This is a genomic window from Kitasatospora sp. NPDC043950, from assembly GCF_056435345.1.
In genome coordinates this window covers 84,747-103,330 of record NZ_JBWKER010000001.1, presented here as the reverse complement: position 1 = coordinate 103,330, position 18,584 = coordinate 84,747, and the positions used below count along the sequence as shown (strand labels likewise).

General features: G+C 75.1%; 16 protein-coding genes. 4 read left to right on the top strand and 12 right to left on the bottom strand.

Annotation, left to right across the window (positions count from 1 at the left end):
• Positions 1-37: 37 nt before the first annotated feature.
• Together AC07BF_RS00455 and AC07BF_RS00450 are read right to left on the bottom strand one after the other, a co-directional pair.
• The gene (locus AC07BF_RS00455) at positions 38-607 is read right to left on the bottom strand and encodes a DinB family protein (protein ID WP_363586480.1); all 570 of its coding nucleotides are present in this window, start codon (positions 605-607) and stop codon (positions 38-40) included.
• A 56-nt stretch (positions 608-663) separates the two neighbouring features.
• Positions 664-1,740 (bottom strand): DUF2690 domain-containing protein, encoded by a 1,077-nt coding sequence (locus AC07BF_RS00450; RefSeq protein WP_478332683.1) that lies wholly within the window; start codon positions 1,738-1,740, stop codon positions 664-666.
• A 299-nt stretch (positions 1,741-2,039) separates the two neighbouring features.
• On the opposite strand from AC07BF_RS00450, the gene AC07BF_RS00445 reads away from it, so the two are divergent.
• On the top strand, positions 2,040-2,489 hold the full coding sequence (locus AC07BF_RS00445) for a helix-turn-helix domain-containing protein (protein WP_478332682.1): 450 nt from the start codon (positions 2,040-2,042) through the stop codon (positions 2,487-2,489).
• 77 nt (positions 2,490-2,566) lie between these two features.
• Here the strand turns inward: AC07BF_RS00445 and AC07BF_RS00440 are convergent, their stop codons facing one another.
• On the bottom strand, positions 2,567-3,658 hold the full coding sequence (locus tag AC07BF_RS00440) for a peptidoglycan recognition protein family protein (protein ID WP_478332681.1): 1,092 nt from the start codon (positions 3,656-3,658) through the stop codon (positions 2,567-2,569).
• Between the two features lie 302 nt (positions 3,659-3,960).
• Here AC07BF_RS00440 and AC07BF_RS00435 point away from each other — a divergent pair, with 302 nt between their 5' ends.
• Positions 3,961-4,752, top strand: coding sequence for a methyltransferase domain-containing protein (locus tag AC07BF_RS00435; RefSeq protein WP_363630494.1), 792 nt, complete (start codon positions 3,961-3,963; stop codon positions 4,750-4,752).
• A gap of 99 nt (positions 4,753-4,851) precedes the next feature.
• Here AC07BF_RS00435 and AC07BF_RS00430 read toward each other — a convergent pair whose 3' ends face one another.
• From AC07BF_RS00430 to AC07BF_RS00395, 8 genes are all read right to left on the bottom strand, one after another.
• The gene (locus AC07BF_RS00430) at positions 4,852-6,663 is read right to left on the bottom strand and encodes a beta-galactosidase (protein WP_478332680.1); all 1,812 of its coding nucleotides are present in this window, start codon (positions 6,661-6,663) and stop codon (positions 4,852-4,854) included.
• A 73-nt stretch (positions 6,664-6,736) separates the two neighbouring features.
• A complete protein-coding gene (locus AC07BF_RS00425) occupies positions 6,737-7,618 on the bottom strand; it encodes a sugar phosphate isomerase/epimerase family protein (RefSeq protein WP_478332679.1) in 882 nt (293 codons plus the stop codon).
• On the bottom strand, positions 7,615-8,787 hold the full coding sequence (locus AC07BF_RS00420) for a dihydrodipicolinate synthase family protein (RefSeq protein WP_478332678.1): 1,173 nt from the start codon (positions 8,785-8,787) through the stop codon (positions 7,615-7,617). The genes AC07BF_RS00425 and AC07BF_RS00420 overlap by 4 nt, the downstream gene beginning before the upstream one ends.
• A complete protein-coding gene (locus tag AC07BF_RS00415; protein WP_478317728.1) occupies positions 8,787-9,890 on the bottom strand; it encodes a Gfo/Idh/MocA family protein in 1,104 nt (367 codons plus the stop codon). Before AC07BF_RS00415 ends, AC07BF_RS00420 begins: the two co-directional genes overlap by 1 nt.
• 82 nt (positions 9,891-9,972) lie before the next feature.
• Positions 9,973-11,022: a hydroxyacid dehydrogenase gene (locus AC07BF_RS00410; protein WP_478332677.1), complete on the bottom strand. Its 1,050-nt coding sequence runs from the start codon at positions 11,020-11,022 to the stop codon at positions 9,973-9,975.
• On the bottom strand, positions 11,019-11,921 hold the full coding sequence (locus tag AC07BF_RS00405) for a carbohydrate ABC transporter permease (RefSeq protein ID WP_363586471.1): 903 nt from the start codon (positions 11,919-11,921) through the stop codon (positions 11,019-11,021). Before AC07BF_RS00405 ends, AC07BF_RS00410 begins: the two co-directional genes overlap by 4 nt.
• Positions 11,918-12,874 (bottom strand): carbohydrate ABC transporter permease, encoded by a 957-nt coding sequence (locus AC07BF_RS00400; RefSeq protein ID WP_400805926.1) that lies wholly within the window; start codon positions 12,872-12,874, stop codon positions 11,918-11,920. The genes AC07BF_RS00405 and AC07BF_RS00400 overlap by 4 nt, the downstream gene beginning before the upstream one ends.
• The gene (locus AC07BF_RS00395) at positions 12,871-14,208 is read right to left on the bottom strand and encodes an ABC transporter substrate-binding protein (protein WP_478332676.1); all 1,338 of its coding nucleotides are present in this window, start codon (positions 14,206-14,208) and stop codon (positions 12,871-12,873) included. The genes AC07BF_RS00400 and AC07BF_RS00395 overlap by 4 nt, the downstream gene beginning before the upstream one ends.
• Before the next feature lie 209 nt (positions 14,209-14,417).
• On the opposite strand from AC07BF_RS00395, the gene AC07BF_RS00390 reads away from it, so the two are divergent.
• Both AC07BF_RS00390 and AC07BF_RS00385 read left to right on the top strand, forming a co-directional pair.
• Positions 14,418-16,409, top strand: coding sequence for a DUF2264 domain-containing protein (locus tag AC07BF_RS00390; RefSeq protein ID WP_363630503.1), 1,992 nt, complete (start codon positions 14,418-14,420; stop codon positions 16,407-16,409).
• A gap of 9 nt (positions 16,410-16,418) precedes the next feature.
• Entirely contained in the window at positions 16,419-17,213 is a 795-nt protein-coding gene (locus AC07BF_RS00385) for a sugar phosphate isomerase/epimerase family protein (RefSeq protein ID WP_363630504.1), read from the top strand.
• Between the two features lie 78 nt (positions 17,214-17,291).
• Here the strand turns inward: AC07BF_RS00385 and AC07BF_RS00380 are convergent, their stop codons facing one another.
• Positions 17,292-18,356 (bottom strand): substrate-binding domain-containing protein, encoded by a 1,065-nt coding sequence (locus AC07BF_RS00380; RefSeq protein ID WP_400985028.1) that lies wholly within the window; start codon positions 18,354-18,356, stop codon positions 17,292-17,294.
• Positions 18,357-18,584 lie beyond the last annotated feature (228 nt).

The window sequence follows — 18,584 nt, the reverse complement described above, 5'->3', positions numbered from 1 at the left end:
GGGGCCGCCCGCCGAGGTCAGCGCGCCGGGACGGGCCTCACTGGCCGACCCGCCCGTCGAGGCACTCGCGCAACAGGTCGGCGTGCCCGCAGTGACGGGCGTACTCGTCGATCCTGTGCACCAGCAGCTCTCGCACCGCGATGCCGTTCTTCCCCAGCCGCACGCCCAGATCGGGGTGTGCGGCCAGGGCGGCGTCGGTGGCGGCCTGTTCGCGGGCGAGGTCGGCGAAGGCCGCGTCGACCTCGGCCTGTTCGGCGACGGCTCCGTCGAAGTCCGCGTCCCGCCGGCCGTAGAGCTTCGGCAGCGGATCACCGTCGCTGATCCAGCCGCGCCAGTCCCGTTCCACTTCGGCGAGGTGCCGGACGAGGCCGAGCAGTGACATCGTCGACGGCGGGACGGAGCGGCGGGCCAGCTGCTCCGGGTCCAGGCCCTCGCACTTCATCCGCAGGGTGTGGCGGTAGTTCGTCAGGAAGTCGTTCAGAGTCGGGAGTTCGCCGTCCGGGCTGACTCCCTCGCTGTTGCGGGGGTCGTCGTCCGGGTCGGCCCACATGTCGGGGTAGACGGTCGCCTGGGTCCATCGCTCGGGTTGGTCGCTCATGCGGGCCATGCTCGTTCGTGCGGGCCCGAGCCGCCAGTGGGTTTCGCCGCGATGGTGGCGGCTCCTCAGAGCGTGGACGTGGGCGTGGGTGTCGGCGTGGGCGTGGGAGCGGCGGCCGGAGGCGGAGGGCCGGGGAGGGCGCTCGCGCGGGCGGCGAGGTCGGTGACGACGCCGGTGCAGCTGTCGCCCTCCTTCTGGTGGCCGCACACCTGCAAGGTGGTGTCGCCGGGGCTCGCGTCGACCATCACGGAGTAGTTGTCGTAGCCCCAGTGGATCAGGGCGGTCTCCTGCGAGCCGTGGTTGGTGGTGATGGTGGCGCTGTCCCCGGGGGAGCCGTCGGTGATCCCCGACCAGGCGGCCCGGCACCGCGGGCTGTAGTGGACGTAGAGGACGACCTTGCCCACGTTGCCGGTCAGCAGGGTGCGCTGGTCGACGTCGCACCGCATGTCCTGGGGGTCCTTGCCGGCGCAGCCGACGCCCTCGCAGAGCGGCGCCGACCCGGCGGCCGTCGTCGCCGCCGTCTTCGGCGGGAGCGTCGCCGCCGATGCCGTGCCGTTGCCGCCGTGCGGGCCGCGCAGGTACAGGGCCGCGAACAGGATGAGCACGGCGGCGACGGCGGCTCCCACGCCGGCCGCCGGCCGCCGCCACGGGGCGGCCCGCGGTGAGGCGGGGGCGGCGTCGGGCGCTTCGGTCGCCGGCTCGGGCACCTCGGCGGGCGGTGCGGGCGCAGGTACGGGCTGGGGCTCGGGGGCCTCGGCCGGCGCTGCGGGCGCGGGCGCGGGGGCTTCGGCCGGCGCGGGCGCGGCCTCGGGGGAGAGCGCCTCGTCCGCGTCGCGCGCGGCCTCGGCCTTCCGCAGCAGGGAGGTGAGCAGATCGGCGTCGCACTCGACCGTGGCGATCAGGCCGGCCAGGGCCTGCGGGGTGATCAGGCGCTTCCCGTTCAGCCAGCGCTCCCAGGAGGCCTTGCTGAGGTAGGTCCTCTTCCCGAGTTCGGCCAGTGAGATCTGGTGCGCGTCCTTGACCGCGCGCAGCTCCTCGGCCAGACGCCGAGCGGGTTCCGAAAGATCGTCAGGGAGCGGCTTCCAGGACTGGCTCATCGCGGGTACCTCGGGCGGGTCGGTGGAGGATGCAAACTGATCCACTTTCGGATGATCAGTCTAATCGGTCGACTTCCCTCGGCCACCGCCCGCTTCCCCGAGCGCCGCGCCCTGCGGCGCGCCCACCCGGGGCCCGCGTCCCGGACACCGTCTCACGATGCCTCCGCCCCGGCGTCCCAAGGTGCAGCTCCGGGCCGTGGGACGACCTCGGACCGTCTCAGAACCGCCGAAGACGCTCGAAGACCGGCGGAGAATCCCGCAGAGTGGGCCGCGCCTTGGCCGGCACGCCAGCAGGCTCCCGGCCCGGGCACGGTCACAGCACAGAGCAACGGGGGAGAAGCCACATGGACCGCCACCACGCGTCGTACACCACGTCTCCAGCCCCTGCCGACGAACTCGCCAGGGAGCTCCGGTCGCTGAAGTCCGAGTCGGGCCTGACGTACGCCCGGATCAGCGAACGCACCCACTACGCGAAGTCCTCCTGGGAGCGGTGGGTGAACGGCAAGCAGTTCCCGCCGCGCGACGCCGTGGAGAGCATCGCCTCCGTCTGCGCCGGCGACGCCGACCGGCTGCTCGACCTGTGGCGCCGGGCGGACGGCTGCCGCGCCGCGGGCGCACCGGTCGGCGCACCGCCGGACACCGCCGTGCCGCCGGCACCCGGGCCGACGGGGACCCACCGCTGTCGGACGGCCCTGCTGCGGCCGCTGATCGCCCTCGTGCTGGTGCTGGCGGCGGGCCTGGTGCTGGCCGTCACCGGCCGCCGGCCGTCCCGGCCGGACAGGACCTTGGGCTGACCACGACGACGCCCCCGCGGACGCAACGGATCCGCGGGGGCGTCGGGTGGTCCGGGCCAGGGCCGGCGGGCACGGGGTCAGGCGACCAGCCGGCTCCAGGTGCGGGCGTCCACCACCCCGTCGGCGGGCAGTCCGGCCGAGGTCTGGAAGGCCGTCACCGCGGACCGGGTGCCGGGGCCGAACGCGCCGTCCACGCCCACCTGGATGCCGTGCGCCACCAACTGGCCCTGCACGGCCAGCACCGCGCCGCCCGAGGCGCCGTCGGCGAGGGGCGCGACCGCCTGGCTCCACGTCTGGTTGCCCGCGATCCCGTCCGCGGTGGCGTGCGTGAGGTTCTGGAAGGCCGTGACGGCGCTCTGCGTGGCGGGCCCGTACGCCCCGTCGACGGTCAGGCTCGCGCCGTGCTGCACCAGCAGGTACTGGAGGGTCCGCACCGTCTCGCCCGAGGCCCCGCCGGTGAGCAGCGGCCACACGGGCCCGGTCGGGTCTCCGCCGATGCGGGCCGCGACGTCGCGGCGCAGCTGCGGGATCAGCGCGTACAGGCGGTCACCGGGGCACTCGGTGTTGTTGAAGTCCCGGTGCCCGTAGATCTGGTAGGCCCGCAGCCCGTACTGGCGGCAGATGTAGGTGATCAGGTCGACCAGCGCCGCGTACTGCTCGCCGCGCGGGTCGACGGTGGTGTAGGTGCCCTCGTTCTCGATGCCGATCGCCACCGTGTTCTGCGCCGTGCAGTGGGCGGACTCGACGTGCTGGGCGCCGCCGCGCAGCGTGGACAGGCTGTTGTGGCGGCCCTCCAGGACGTACGCGCCGCGGCTGATGGTGAAGTGCTGCCCGGTGTCGATCCAGCCCTCGGAGTCCATCTGGTACGTCTGCATCGACCGGGCCAGCGAGAACGCGGCCGCCTGCGAGTAGTCCGTCACGTTGGGGGTCGCGGTGTGGTGCACGATCACCTTGTCCGGCACCCCGGCCAGGACGTTGACGGGGATGCTGGAGGGCCGGGCGCCCCACGCGGCCGTGTCGGCGACCGTCGGCCCGTCGGCGGCTCGTGCCACCCCGGCGGGCAGGGCGGACGCGAGCAGGGCACCGCCGCCGACCGCGAGGGCGCCGGTCAGGAAGGAGCGGCGACCGGGGCGGGGCGGGGTGAAGTCGGGGTACATGAACGGGGCCACCTGTTCCTTGGCGGGCTGGCGGGCTGGCGGGCGGGTCCGGGCGGGTCCGCGGGCGGTCCGCGGTCCGCACCGGTCGGACCCGTCGGACCGGTCGGCCGCCACGCTAGGAGCGCGGAGGCCCGGTCCACCATGGCTTCGCCGTCCCTCCCACGTCCCGGGACGCCGCAGCCCGGGGCGGGAGACGCGAGGGTGCGTTCCTCGGGGAGCCTTCGCGCACCCGGCGCCGATCGCCTACCATCGCGGTCGGCCGCGTCGAGCGACGGGCGGGGCGACGGGCAAGGGCGATCCGAGAGGCGCGGAGCATGGGCGACGAGCGCGGCTACCTGCTGGACAACCGGCAGCGGGAGGCGGGTCGACGGTTCGAGGGCATCGCCGAACTGTTCGACCCGTGGACGCTGGAGCACCTGGACCGGCTGGGCCCGGCCGACGGGCACCACTGCTGGGAGGTGGGTGCGGGCGGCCCGGGGATCCCGCTGGCGCTGGCCGAGCGGGTCGGGCCGACCGGCCGGGTCCTGGCCAGCGACCTCGACACCAGCTGGCTGACCGGACTGCCCGCCGACCGCGTCGAGGTCCGCCGGCACGACGTCACCCGCGACCCGCTGCCCGACGAGCTGTTCGACCTGGTGCACGTCCGCCTGGTGCTGGTGCACCTGCCGGACCGGGCCGAGGTGCTGCGACGGCTGGCGTCGGCGGTCCGGCCCGGGGGCTGGCTGGTGGTGGAGGACGCGGACCCGGCCCTGCAACCGCTCGCCTGCCCGGACGAGCACGGACCGGACCAGGAGCTGGCGAACCGGGTGCGCCGGGCGTTCCGGGCCCGGCTCGCCGAGCGCGGCGCCGACCTCGCCTTCGGCCGCACCCTGCCCCGGCTGCTCCGCGAGGCGGGCCTGACGGACGTCGCCGCCGAGGCGTACTTCCCCGTCACCTCCCCGGCCTGCCGGGAGCTGGAGGCGGCGACGGTCCGTCAGCTCCGCGACCAGTTGGTCGGCCCCGGCCTCACCGCCGCCGACCTGGACCGGCACCTGGCCAACCTCCGCGACACCGAACTGGACGTGACCACCGCCCCGCTGATCACCTGCTGGGGCCGGCGCCGGTAGCCGACCACCGCGGGAACGCTCAGTCCCCGACCGGCCGGGTCGTCGAGGCGACGGCGTAGCCGGTGAGCAGGGCGGTCACGATGTCGGTGAGGCGGGGTTTCAGAACTCGGAGCTGGGGGCGTCCGTGACGGGGCCGAGGTCGGGTCGGTCGCGGAGGTCGAGGGCCTCGCCGTGGCGGGTGAGTTCGAGGAGGACGAGGGTGTTGGTGCCCGGGCGCCAGAGCGGGGCGGGGGCGTAGAGGGTGCGCTGCGGTCCCTCGTCGGTGTAGCGGCCGAGGAGGAAGCCGTTGAGCCAGAGCAGGCCGCGGCCCCAGCCGGGGAGGGCGAGGAAGGCGTCGGCGGGGGTGTCGAGGTCGGTCTCGAAGCGGTGGAAGGCCGGGTCGCCGTCGGTGGCGGTGGTGGCCGGGTCGAAGGCCAGGCCGCTCAGGTCGGTGAGGGGGAGCGGGCGGATCTCCCAGTCGTGGAGGCGCTGGCGTTCGTGCGAGACGCCGCGCCGGATGCCCTTGCGGTCGTCGAGTTGGGGGCCGTAGTTGGTGCGGCCGAGCGCCTCGACCAGGATGTCCAGGGTGGCGCCGGCCGGCGTGGTGGCCAGCGGGAGGGTGGCGCCGGGGTCGTTGCGGTCGAGGGTGCCGAGGGGGTTGCCGTCGGCGAAGACCTGGGCGCGGTCGCCGAGGCCGTCGACGCTCAGCGGCAGGGTGGGGCGGGGGCCGGGGACACGGGTGCGGTAGTGGATGAGGCCGAGTGACTGGCCGAGGTTCTCCATGGGTTCCGGGACGGGCCGGTGGTGGGGGGTGGCGAGCGCGTCGAGGGAGTCGAACAGGCGGGCCCGGCCGGTCCTGCGGTCGATGCGGCGCGGGGTCAGGCGGGGCGGCTCGGCGGGGAGTTCGCCGTCGGGCAGGGGGAGGTACCGGCCGATGACGTCGCGCAGGGCGTGGAACTTGGGGGTGAGCTCGCCGGCCTCGCCGATGGGGGCGTCGTAGTCGTAGCTGGTGGTGGTGGGCTCGTAGCCCGGGGTGTCGGGGCTGGTGCCGGTGTGGTTGGCGCCGGACCAGAGGCCGAAGTTGGTGCCGCCGTGGGCCATGTAGAGGTTGACGGAGGCTCCGGTGGCGAGGAGTGCGTCCAGGGAACGGGCGGTCTCCTCCGGGTCGCGGACGTGGTGGGGCCCGCCGACGCGGTCGAACCAGCCGATCCAGAACTCCATGGCGGCGAGCGGCCCCTTGGGCTGCTGGCGGCGCAGCACCTCGAAGCGCTCGGGGGCGCGGGAGCCGAAGGTCGCGGTGGCGAGCAGGCCGGGGATCGCGCCGCCCTGCTGCATGAAGTCCTCGGCGCCGTCGGCGGTGAACAGCAGGCAGTCCACGCCGCGCGCGAGGAGGCCGTCGCGCAGGTGGGCGAGGTAGCCGGCGTCGGTGCCGTAGCTGCCGTACTCGTTCTCGACCTGGACGGCCACGACGGGGCCGCCGCGGCTCGCCAGCAGCGGCACCAGCTCGGGCACGAGGGCGTCGAACCAGCCGTCCACGGCGGCCAGGAAGGCGGGGTCGGCGCAGCGCAGGCGCAGGCGCAGGCCGTCGACGGCGAGCAGCCGGGCGGGCAGGCCGCCGAACTCCCATTCGGCGCAGATGTAGGGGCCGGGCCGCAGGATGACGTCCAGTCCGTGCTGCTGGGCCAGCCGGACGAACCGGGCCACGTCCCGCCAGCCGGTGAAGTCGATCTCACCGGTGGGAAGTTCGTGGAAGTTCCAGGGGATGTAGGTGTCCACGGTGTTGACGCCGAGGGCGCGCAGGCGGCGCAGCCGGTCGTCCCAGAGCTCGGGGTGGACGCGGAAGTAGTGCAGGGCGCCGGCGACGATCCGGTGCGGGGCCCCGTTGCGGCGGAACCCGGAGTCGTCGTAGTCGAGTTCGATCGTTTCGATCATGGCGTGACCAGCTTTCGAGGGGGTGGCACGGGCTGCCAGGGTAGGGCAGGGCCGAACGGCGAACGCCCGACGGCTACCGGCGCGGCGCGGCGACCACGTGGGTGCGGTGGCGGTCGGCCACGGTGGCGAGGGTCTGCGCGCCGGGGGTGGCCCAGATCCGCTCGTTGAAGATCTCGACCTCGATCCAGCCGGTGTAGCCCGCGGCCGTGACCTGGTCGGTGAGGGAACGGAAGTCGATGTGGCCGTCGCCGACGTGGCCGCGCCCGAGCAGGACGTCGGCGGGCAGCGGCAGCGTCCAGTCGCACACCTGGTAGGCGGCGATGCGGCCGTCCCGGCCCGCCCGGTCGAGCTGCTCGGGCAGCGCCGGGTCCCACCAGACGTGGTAGCTGTCGACGACCACGCCGACCTGGGCGGCCGGGTGCGGCGCGGCGAGGTCGAGCGCCTGGCCGAGGGTGGAGACCACGGCGCGGTCGGCGCAGAACATCGGGTGCAGCGGTTCGATGGCCAGCCGTACGCCGAACTGTCCTGCGTACGGGGCGAGTTCGGCGAGCAGGTCGGCGATCCGGGCGCGCGCGCCGGGCAGGTCGCGGCTGCCCTCGGGCAGGCCTCCGGCGACCAGCACCAGGGTGTCGGTGCCGAGTTCGGCGGCCTCCTCGACGGCCCGCCGGTTGTCGTCGAGCGCGGCGCGGCGGCCCTCCGCTCCGGCGGCGGTGAGGAAGCCGCCCCGGCAGAGGCTGCTGACGGTCAGGCCGCTGTCGCGGACCAGCCGGGCGGCGCGGGCCGTTCCGGTCTCGGCGACCTTGTCCCGCCACAGGCCGATCGCCGGGATGCCCGCCTGCGCGCAGCCCCGGACGGCCTCGGGCAGGGTCCAGTGCTTGGTGGTGATCTGGTTGAGCGAGAGCCGTTCCAGTCCGGGGGCGGCGGTGCCCCGTTCGGCGGGGTGAGGTGCGGTCATGCCGACCACCCGGCCAGGGCGAGGTAGCGGCGCATCCGGTCGGCCGCGAGCTCGGGGTCGGGGAGTACCCCGGCGGCGTCGGCGAGTCGGAGCAGTTCGACGAGGTGCGGTACGGACCGGCCGCTCTGGGCGCCGGCCACCATGGTGAAGTGCTCCTGGTGGCCGGCCAGGTAGGCGAGGAAGACCACACCGGTCTTGTACTGGTAGGTCGGCGCCGCGAAGAGGTGCCGGGCCAGCGGAAGCGTCGGGCCGAGCAGCGCGTCGTAGCGGGCGGTGTCGCCGGCGTCGAGGGCGTGCAGGGCTGTCGCGGCGTGGCCGGCGATCGGGTCGAAGACACCGAGCAGGGCGTCGCTGTGGCCGAGTTCGTCGCCCTTGATCAGTTCGGGGTAGTGGAAGTCGTCGCCGGTGTAGAGCCGCACCCCGGCGGGCAGGGCGCGGCGCAGCGCGATCTCCCGGTCGGCGTCCAGCAGCGACACCTTGATGCCGTCGATCCGCCCGGGGTGTTCGCGGATGAGGGTGAGGACGGTGTCGGTGGCCGCGTCGAGGTCGGCGGAGCCCCAGTAGCCGGCCAGTGCCGGGTCGAAGGCGGCGCCGAGCCAGTGCAGGATCACCGGCCGGGCGGACTGCCGGATCAGCCCGTCGTAGACGCGGAGGAAGTCCTCCGGGCCACGGGCGCGGGAGTTGAGGGCCCGGCTGGCCATCAGGACGGGCTGCGCGCCGGCCGCCTCGACCACGGCGAGCTGCGCCTCGTAGGCGTCCGCCACCTCGCTCAGGGCAGCGGCCGTGATGTCGCTCAAGGAGCTTGCCGGGTCGGTGAGTTGGTCGGTGCCGACACCGCAGGCGAGCCGGCCGCCGACGGCGCGGGCCGCCGCGCCGGAGCGGGTGATGAGTTCGCGGGTGGCGGCCCAGTCCAGGCCCATGCCGCGCTGGGCGGTGTCCATGGCGTCGGCGACGCCGAGGCCGAGCGACCAGAGGCGGTGGCGGAAGGCGAGGGTGGCGTCCCAGTCCAGGGCGGCCGGGGCGCCGGCGGCGTTGGCGCCGAGCGGGTCGGCGACGACGTGGGCGGCCGCGAAGGCCGTGCGGGAGGCGGGCGGGTGCGCGGGCAGGTCGAGCGGTGCGGGCTCGCGCAGCCGCAGCCGGCCGTGCCCGGGCAGGTCCAGTTCGGCCATCAGAGCACCAGCTCGGGGACGTCGAGGCGGCGGCCCTCGCGCGCCGAGCGCAGGCCGAGTTCGGCGAGTTGGACGCCCTTGGCGCCCTCCAGGAGGTCCCACGGGTAGGCGGAGCCGGTCGCCACGTGGCGCAGGAACAGCTCCCACTGCACCTTGAAGCCGTTGTCGTACTCCTCGTTCGCGGGCACCGGCTGCCACTGGGCGCGGAAGGGGTCGGTGGCCGGGAGGTCCGGGTTCCAGACCGGCCGGGGGGTGGTGGCCCGGTGCTGGATGCGGCACTCGCGCAGCCCGGCGACGGCGCTGCCCTCGGTGCCGTCGACCTGGAACTCGACCAGTTCGTCCCGGTCGACCCGCACCGCCCAGGAGGAGTTGATCTGCGCGACGACGCCGCCGGCCAGCTCGAAGACGCCGTACGCGGCGTCGTCGGCGGTGGCGGGGTAGGCCCGGCCCTGCTCGTCGACGCGGCGGGGGATGTGGGTGGCGGTGTGCGCGTACACCGTGCGGACGGGCCCGAAGAGGTTGTCCAGCACGTAGCGCCAGTGCGGGAACATGTCGAGGATCACGCCGCCGCCGTCCTCGGCGCGGTAGTTCCAGGACGGGCGCTGGGCGCTCTGCCAGTCGCCCTCGAAGACCCAGTAGCCGAACTCGCCTCGCACGGACAGGATCCGGCCGAAGAACCCGCCGTCGACCAGCCGCTTGAGCTTGCGCAGCCCGGGCAGGAACAGCTTGTCCTGGACGACGCCGTTGCGGACGCCGGCCGCCCGGGCGAGGCGGGCCAGCTCCAGGGCGGCGTCGAGGGATTCGGCGGTCGGCTTCTCGGTGTAGACGTGCTTGCCGGCGCCGATCGCGGCGCGCAGGGCGGCCTCCCGGGCGGGGGTCACCTGGGCGTCGAAGTACACCTCGGTGAGCGGGTGGGCGAGCGCCTCGTCGAGCGAGGTGGTCCAGTGCTCCAGGCCGTGGCGTTCGGCCAGGGCGCGCAGCTTGGCCTCGTTGCGGCCGAGCAGGATGGGTTCGGGCCAGAGCACCCGGCCGTCGTCGAGGTCGAGGCCGCCCTGCTCGCGGATGGCGAGGATCGAGCGGACGAGGTGCTGGCGGTGGCCCATGCGGCCGGTGACGCCGTTCAGGACGACGCCGATCACCTTGCGGTCCACGGGTGTTCTCCTTGCAGCTGGTAACGGGGGGCGGTCAGGCCGTGCGGTGGATGCCTTCGGGGTGGACGGCGTGGGCGAACGGCAGGCCCCGCGCGTAGCGGGCGAGTTCGTCGGCCGCGGCGGCGGCCATCCGGTGCAGCTCGCCGCCGAGCGAGCCGGCCACGTGCGGGGTGAGCAGGACGTTCGGCAGCTCGTACAGCGGTGAGTCGGCGGGCAGGACCTCGGGGACGGTGACGTCGAGGACGGCGTCCAGGCGGCCGGCGACGAGTTCGTCGGTGAGCGCCTGCTGGTCGACCAGCGAGCCGCGGGAGGTGTTGACCAGGGTGGCGCCGTCGCGCATCAGGGCGAGCCTGCGGCGGTCCACCAGGTGATGGGTCTCCGGCAGTTCGGGGGCGTGCACGGTGACCACGTCGGAGGAGGCGCACAGGTCGTCCAGGCCGACGGCCCGGGCACCGAGCGCGGCGGCCTCGGCGGCCTCCACGTACGGGTCGTACAGCAGCAGGTCGAGGTCGTGCGGGCCGAGCAGTTCGAGCACCCGGCGCCCGATCCGGGAGGCGCCGACGATGCCCACTGTGCGCCGGTAGTTCCCGGCGGCGGCGTAGGCGCCCTGCCAGTCGTGCGGGGCGCGCCGGTGCCGGTAGTCCTCGCGGATCGCGAGCAGCCGCTTGTTGGCGAGCAGCACGGCGGCGACGGTGTACTCGGCGACGGGCAGCGCGTTGGCCCAGGCCGCCGAGGTCACCTGGAGGCCGCGCCGCCAACAGGCCTCGGTGACATGGTGCTTGACCGAGCCGGCGGCGTGGATGACGGCGCGCAGCCGGGGCGCGGCGGCCAGCACGGCCTCGTCCAGCGGCGGGCAGCCCCAGCCGCTGATGATGACCTCGGTGCGGGCCAGCGCGGCGGCGGCCTCGGGGGTGGCGAAGTCGTCCACGACCAGGTCGGGGTCGAGGTCGGCGAGGTCGGTGAGCCGCTGGACGGCGTGCCGGTCGAGCAGCCGGGCGGGCAGGGCGCGGTCCATCGCGAGCAGGGCGCGGGGCCTGCGGGCCGGGGCGGCGGGGGAGCGGATGTCGGCTGTGGTGGTGGTCATTTGACGCTTCCTGCGGTCAGGCCGGCCCGCCAGTGGCGTTGCAGGCCGACGAAGGCCGCCACCAGCGGGAGGACGGCGAGCAGCGAGCCGCTGACGACGAGGGGGTAGTACTCGGGGAAGGCGTGGGTCTGGGCGTTCCAGCTGAACAGGCCGAGGCTGACCGGGAAGAGCCGGTTGTCCGAGAGCATCACCAGGGGGAGGAAGAAGTTGTTCCAGATCGCGGTGAACTGGAAGAGGAACACCGTGACGAAGCCGGGCGTCATCATCCGCAGGCCGATCGACCAGAAGGTGCGCAGTTCACCCGCGCCGTCCATCCGGGCCGCCTCCAGCACCTCCCCGGGGACGTAGCCCGCGCAGAACACCCGGGCGAGGTAGACGCCGAAGGGGTTGACCAGGGAGGGCACGAAGACCGCCCAGAAGGTGTTGACCACGCCGAGGTCCGAGGCGAGCAGGTACATCGGCAGGGCCAGCGTGGTGGTGGGCACCAGCACGCCGAGCAGCACCAGGCCGAACAGCTTCTCCTTGCCGGGGAAGGCGTGGACGTGGAACGCGTACCCGGCGCAGACGCAGACCAGGGCGCAGGCCAGGGCGCCGAGCCCGGCGTACAGCAGGGAGTTGAGGTACCAGCGGAAGTAGATGCCGTCCCCGGTGGTGGCCAGCGCGTGCAGGTTGTCGCCGAGGTGCCAGGTGGCGGGGGAGAGGGCGCGCCCGCCGAGCAGGTCGCCGGTGTTCTTGGCGGCGGCGGTCACCAGCCACAGCAGCGGCAGCAGGGTGTAGGCGGTGGCGAGGACGAGGGCGCCGTTGACGGCGGCCTTGGAGAGCGTCCACGGCCGGCGGGGCGGGTGGCTGCGGGCGGCGGAGCGCTGCCGGGGGCGGCGTCCGGGGGCGAGCGTGGTCATCCGGTGGCCTCCGTCCGCCGGTCCGGGCGCGGGCGGGTGGCCCGGGTGACGAGGAAGGACAGCGCGGCGGCGGCGAGCGCGAGCAGCACCGAGGCGGCGGCGGCCAGGCCGTAGTCGCCCCGGTCGAAGGCGGCGGTGTAGGCGTACATGCTGGGCGTCCAGGTGGAGACGACGCCGGGGGAGGCGCCGTGCAGGATCATCGGTTCGGTGAAGAGCTGGAGCGAGCCGATCAGGGTGAACAGGCCGACCAGCACGATCGAGGCGCGGATGAGCGGGATCTTGACGCTGACGGCGGTCCGCAGCGGTCCGGCGCCGTCGACGACGGCCGCTTCGAGGACTTCGCGCGGGACGGCCTGGAGCGCGGCGTAGAAGATGACCATGTTGTAGCCGGTCCACTCCCAGAGCGCGATGTTGACCACGGCGGGCAGTGGCGCGCCGAACGGGTCGGGGTGGGCGCCGCCGGCGTTCAGCACGTCGATGACCGGGCTGATGCCGGGCGTGTACAGGTAGACCCAGATCAGCGCGGCGATGATGCCGGGCACCGCGTGCGGCAGGAACAGCGCCAGCTGGAAGAACCGGCGGGCGCGGGCCAGCGCCGAGTCCAGCAGCAGCGCGAGGAGCAGTGCCAGCCCCGTCATCAGCGGGATGTAGAGCAGGCAGTACTGCGCGGTGGTCCAGAAGCCCGAGCGGAACGCCTGGTCGCCGAGCGCCCGGGCGTAGTTGCCGAGGCCGGTGAAGACCGTCTCGCCGCCGCCGAAGCCGAGCCCGGACCGGTGCTCGGTGTACAGGCTGAGGTGGACGGCGTAGCCGATCGGAACGAGCGTGCAGGCCGTGAACAGGAGCACGAACGGGGCGAGCAGGACGGCCGGGGCCCCGTACCGCCCGCGCCGGCGGGCGCGGGCGGCGACGGCGGGCCCGGGCCCGGGCCCGGTGCGGGGCGGGTGGGCGGTCACTGCTTGACCTTGAGGCCGCGGTTCTTCAGCTCGGCCTGGGTGGACTGCTGCGCGGCGTCGAGGGCCGCCTGCACGGTGCCGCCCTGGGTGAGCTTGCCGAACGCGTCCTTGAGCGCGTTGTTGGTCGCGTTCATCGTCGGGCCCCACTGCCAGTTCGGCTTGATCGACTTCGCGGCGTCCGTGTAGAGCGCGTACACGTCCTGGCCGCCGTAGAAGTCGGACTTGAAGGCCTCCTCGGCCACCGGGACGAGGGCGGGCGCGGCCGGGAAGGCGGAGGAGGTGCCGGAGGCGATCCGGGCCTTGATGCCCTCCGGCGTGGTGGTCGCCCAGGTGGCGAACTCGACGGCGGCCCCGGCCTTCTTGCTGTCCTTGGAGACGGCGAAGGTGGTGCCGCCGACCATGCCGCTGGCCGGGGTGCCGTCCCAGCTGGGCACCGGGGCGACGGCCCATGTGCCGGCCGCGTCGGGCAGGGTGCCCTTCAGCACCCCGCCGCCCCAGGAGGCGCCGAGGTAGCCGGCGGTCTCGCCCTTCTGCAGCGAGGCCGTCCACGGCTGGCTGAACGAGGGCTGGACGCGGACCAGGTCCTCGGCGATCAGTTGCTGCCAGTAGTCCGCGGTCGGTTTGGTCCCGGCGCCGTTGAGGTCGACGCTCCAGGCGTCGTCGCGGCCGGTGAACCAGTGGGCGCCGGCCTGCCAGGCCATCGCCTCGAAGGTGGCCGGGTCGTCGGGGAAGAAGGTGGCGATCCGGGTGTCCGGCTGGGCCTGCTTCAGTTTCTGCGCGGCGGTGCGGAATTCGTCCCAGGTCTTCGGCGGGGTGAGGCCGGCCCGGTCGAAGAGGTCCTTGCGGTAGTAGAAGGCCTGCGGCGAGGCGTCCAGGGGCAGCGCCCAGGTGCGGCCGCCGAGGGTGGTCAGGTCCATGGTCTGCGGCAGGTACTTCGCCCTGAGCTCGCCGGGGACGAGCTTGGAGATGTCCTGGACGGCGCCCTGGCTGACGAAGTCCGGCAGTTGGGCGTACTCGACGTTGAACACGTCGGGGGCGTTGCCGGCCTTCACCGCGTTGGAGATCTTGGCGTACCCGCCGGCCGTGCCGGAGGGTATCTCCTCGTAGACCACGTTGACGTCGGGGTGGGAGGCGTTGAAGGCGGCGACGACCTCCTTCGTCCCCTTGGACCAGGCCCAGAAGGTCAGCGTGACCGGCTTGCCGTCGTCGGCCTTCGGGGCCCCGCCGCCGCTGCCGGCGCAGGCGGCGAGGAGGACGGTGGACAGCAGGCCGCCGGCGGCCGCGCGGAGGAGTCTGCGCCGGGGGTGGGGGAGGGGGAGCGGGAGTGAGGGCATGCACGACTCCGGGAGAGGGGGGCGCGGCCGGGGGTCAGGGGGGCTGCCGGTGGCCGCGACCGGGCGGGCAAGTGGTCGCCATCCTGGGCGGGCGATCGATCGAAGTCAAGAGATCTGGATCAAATGATCCATTGCGATCAAAAGCCTTGACGAACGATCAACCGCTTTCTAGATTCCCCGCACGGGGCGCGACTCCCGAGCCCCGGGCCATGGAGGACACCGCCGTGCTGCTGCCCCCGGAAGACCACGCCCTCAGCCCCCGCACCGGCTGGACCAGAGCCCACTGGGAGGCCGCCGCCGACGGGCTGCTCGACGCCGTCCTCCCCTGGGCCGGCCCCGGACACGCGCTGATCGACCTCCCCGGCCCCCGGCCGAGCTGGTCCGGCCGCCGCTCCGACGCCCTCGAAGGCTTCGCCCGCACCTTCCTCCTCGCCGCCCTGCGGATCGCCGGCGCCGGCGGCGCCGACCCCCACGGCCTGCTCGACCGCTACGCCGCCGGACTCGACGCCGGCACCCGCCACCCCACCACCGCTCGCGACCTCACCGACGACGACCCGGCGTCCTGGCCCGTCGTCACCGACCGCGGCCAGGCCATGGTCGAGGCCGCCGCCATCGCGTTCGCCCTGCGGCTGACCCGCCCCTGGCTCTGGGACCGCCTCCCCGCCGACGTCCGGACCAGAACTGCCCGGTGGCTCGCCGAGACCCTCCACCGCACGCCCAACGACAACAACTGGTGGCTCTTCCCGCTCGCCGTCGGCGGCTTCCTCGCCGAGGCCGGCATCGAGGAGCACGCCGCCCGCGCCGCCGTCCGGCGCGGACTGGACCGCGTCGACCGCTTCTACCTCGGCGACGGCTGGTACACCGACGGCCGCCCCCGCGCCTTCGACCACTACAACGGCTGGGCCCTGCACCTCTACCCCGTGCTGCACGCCCACCTCGCCGACGACCGCGCCCTGCTCGCCGAGTACGGCCCCCGGCTCGCCGCCCACCTCGCCGACCACGCCCACCTGTTCGGCGGCGACGGCGCGCCGGTGCACCAGGGCCGCTCGCTGATCTACCGGTTCGCCGCCGCCGCCCCGCTCTGGGCCGGCACGCTCACCGGCCACACCCCGCTCACCCCCGGCACCACCCGCCGACTCGCCTCCGGCGCCCTGCGCCACTTCCTCGACCGCGGCGCCACCGGCCCCGACGGCCTGCTCACCCTCGGCTGGTACGGCCCCCACCCCCCGCTCGTCCAGCCCTACTCCGGCCCCTCCTCGCCCTACTGGGCGGCCTCCGGCTTCCTCGGCCTGCTGCTGCCCGCCGGCCACCCCGCCTGGACCGACCGCGAGGAGCCCGCCCCCGCCGAACGCCGCGACACCGTCCGCGCGCTGCCCGGCCCCGGCTGGCTGGTCCAGTCCACCGCGGCCGACGGCCTGGTCCGCCTCCACAACCACGGCAGCGACGACCAGCCCGCCGACCGCGTCCACCCCGACGACCCGTACTACGCGCGGCTCGCCCACTCCACCGCCACCGGCCCCGTCCACACCGGTCCGGCCGACAACCACCTCGCCCTGCTGGTCGACGGCGAACCCACCGAACGCGGCCCGATCACCCCGCTCGCCACCGGCGACGGCTGGGCGGCCTCCACCCACCGCCCCCGGGCCGGCGGACACCCCCTGCCCGGCGTCACCGTCACCTCGCTGACCCTCGCCCACGGCGCCGACGAGGTCCGCGCCCACCTGGTCGTCGGCGCCCCGCCCGGCACCCCGCTGCGCGAGGGCGGCTGGGCCGTCGCCGGAGACCACCTGCCACCCGCCCGGCCCGGCACCGCCGCTGCCTCTGCCACCGCGACCGCCCACACGCTGGACGGCCGGCTGCTGACCAGCGAACTGCGCGCCCTGCACGGCTACGCCGCCGCCCGCACCAGCCCCGTCCCGGACGGCACGGCCTTCGGGTCGGCCGCCGCCCTGCCGGTCCTGACCGGCGCCACCGGCGGGGCCGTCCACCTGCTGGTGTGCGCAGCCCGCCTCACCGCAGCCCGCCTCACCGCCGCCGCAGGCGAGCTCCCGCCGCTAGGTGGCCCGACGGCGGACGTGGCGGCCGCTCCCGACGAGGCCTACCGGCTGCGGGTGCGGTGGGCCGACGGCACCGTCCACGAGGCGGAGCTGTCGCCGGGAGCGGCCTTCGCCCGCCGACTTCCGCCCGGCGACCGAACCTGAGGAGCACCCGTGCCGCTCGCCCTGTCCACCCTCGGCCTGCCCGATCTGCCGCTCGCCGCCGCCGCGCGCCTGGCCGCCGACCACGGCTGGCACGGGCTGGAACTGCGCTGCGCCCCGGGCCAGCCGGTCCACCCCGGCCTGACCGCCGACGGGCGGCGCGCCGCGGTGCGCGCACTGGCGTCCACCGGGACGGTTCCGCTCGCGCTGGCCTCCTACCTCGGCATCGCCGCCCCGGGCGCGGACGCCCCGCTTCTCGCCGACCTCGGCGGTCACCTGGAACTCGCCGCCGACCTGGGTTGCCCGGCCGTCCGGGTCTTCCCGCGCGGCGGTGCCGCGCCCGGCCCGGCGGCGGCCGACGAACGGGCTGATGAGCGTGCCGCCCGGCGGCTGGCCGCCGTCGCCGGCCGCGCGGCCGAGCTCGGCGTCCGGGTCCTGGTCGAGACGCACGACTCGCACCCGACCGGCCGCGACCTCGCCCGGCTGCTCGCCCCCGTCGACCACCCGGCCGTCGGCGCCCTGTGGGACCTCCAGCACACCGTCCTCGGCGGGGAGCCGCCGCAGGCCACCCACCGGGCGCTAGCCGGCCGGCTGGGCCACGTCCAGGTCAAGGACGTCGCCTCGGCCGTCGACCGCACGCCGCTGCCGCTCGGCGCCGGCACCCTGCCGATCGCCGCCTGCCTCGCCCTGCTGCCGGCCGACGCCTGGGTCTGCTGGGAGTACGAGGCGCCGTGGTACCCCGAGGCCGCCCCGCTGGCTCCGCTGCTCGGCGCGGCCGCCGCCTGGCTGGCGGGACTGCGGCGGTAGCGCTCCCCGGCCCGGCCCGTGGGCGGACCGCCCTGCGAAGGTGGCAGCTGGACGGGCCCCCGGCCGGGGGCTGGGGGTTCAGCCGCCGCAGGAGGTGCGGATGCGCAGGGCCGGGAGCAGGGAGATCCGGTGCACCGGCAGATCGGGCCCGGCGGTGAGACGGCGCAGCAGGAGGCCGACGGCGGTCTCGCCGACCGCGCGGGTCGGCGGGGCGACGGCGGTCAGCGGCGGGGCCGCCAGGGCGGCGAACACGTCGTCGTAGGCGATCAGCGCGAGGTCGGCGGGCACCGCGAGGCCGCGGGCGCGGAGCAGCGGGAGCAGCTGGATCGCGTCCTGGTCGTTGTGGATGAGGGCGGCGCGGACGCCGTCGGACACGGCGTCGGCGATCAGCCCGGCGAGCCGGTCGGAGTCGGCGGGGCGGCCGTCGTCACCGAGGGTGTCCAGGACGGGCAGGGCGGCCAGTCCGAGCAGCCGGGTGCCGTGCTGGTAGCCGGCCCGGACCTCCCGGGCCGTCCAGGAGTCGCCGCGGGCCGCGAGCAGGACCCGGTCGTGGCCGAGGTCGGCGAAGTGGCGCAGCGCGAGGAGGACGCCCTGCCGGTGGTCCGAGCCGACGGAGTCCAGGCCGGCGCCGGGGCCCCCGTACTCGGGCGCGCCGCGTTCGACCAGGACGGCGGGCACCGGCAGGTCGTCCAGCCAGTCGTGGGCCTGCGCGGGCCGGCCCGGCAGGAGGTTGGGCGCGAGCAGCAGCCCGTCCAGGCCGGACTCCAGCAGCCGTTCGGCCTGCGTGCGGTCGTCGCGGGCCTCGTACGGGGCGATGCCGAGGACCAGCCGGGCGCCCGCCGCCGTCGCGGCGGCCCGGGCTCCGTTGATCAGCTCGTCGAAGTACGACCCGACGGAGGGCACGAGCAGCCCGAGGGCGCGGGTCCCGCCCTCGCCGTCCGTCGGCTTCTCCGGTGTGCGCCGTACGACGAATCCGTGTGAGCGCCCCACCCGGCCGGCCTCGGCCAGCGCGGCGACGTCCCGCCGCACGGTCACCGCCGGAATGGCGAGCCGCGCCGCCAGGTCGGCGAGCCGCAGGGGCCCGCTCGCCTCGCCGACGGCCTTGAGGATCAGGTCCCGACGTTCCTCGGCCGAGATGGTCATCGCCTGTCCCCCGTACTGCTCCGAACCGCCGCTGGTTGATCGGACCATATCTTTCGATCGACTTCCGATCAAGTATGACCGTGATGCCGCACCCGGTACCGCACCGGCCTGCCCGCGCGTCCACGGCGACGGCCCGCCCGGCCTGACCTCAGGCGCAGTCCTTCCGCCCGCCCTTCGCACTCGCGGGGAATCCGCCGCGCCCGTGCATGATCGGATTCCAGCCGCGCA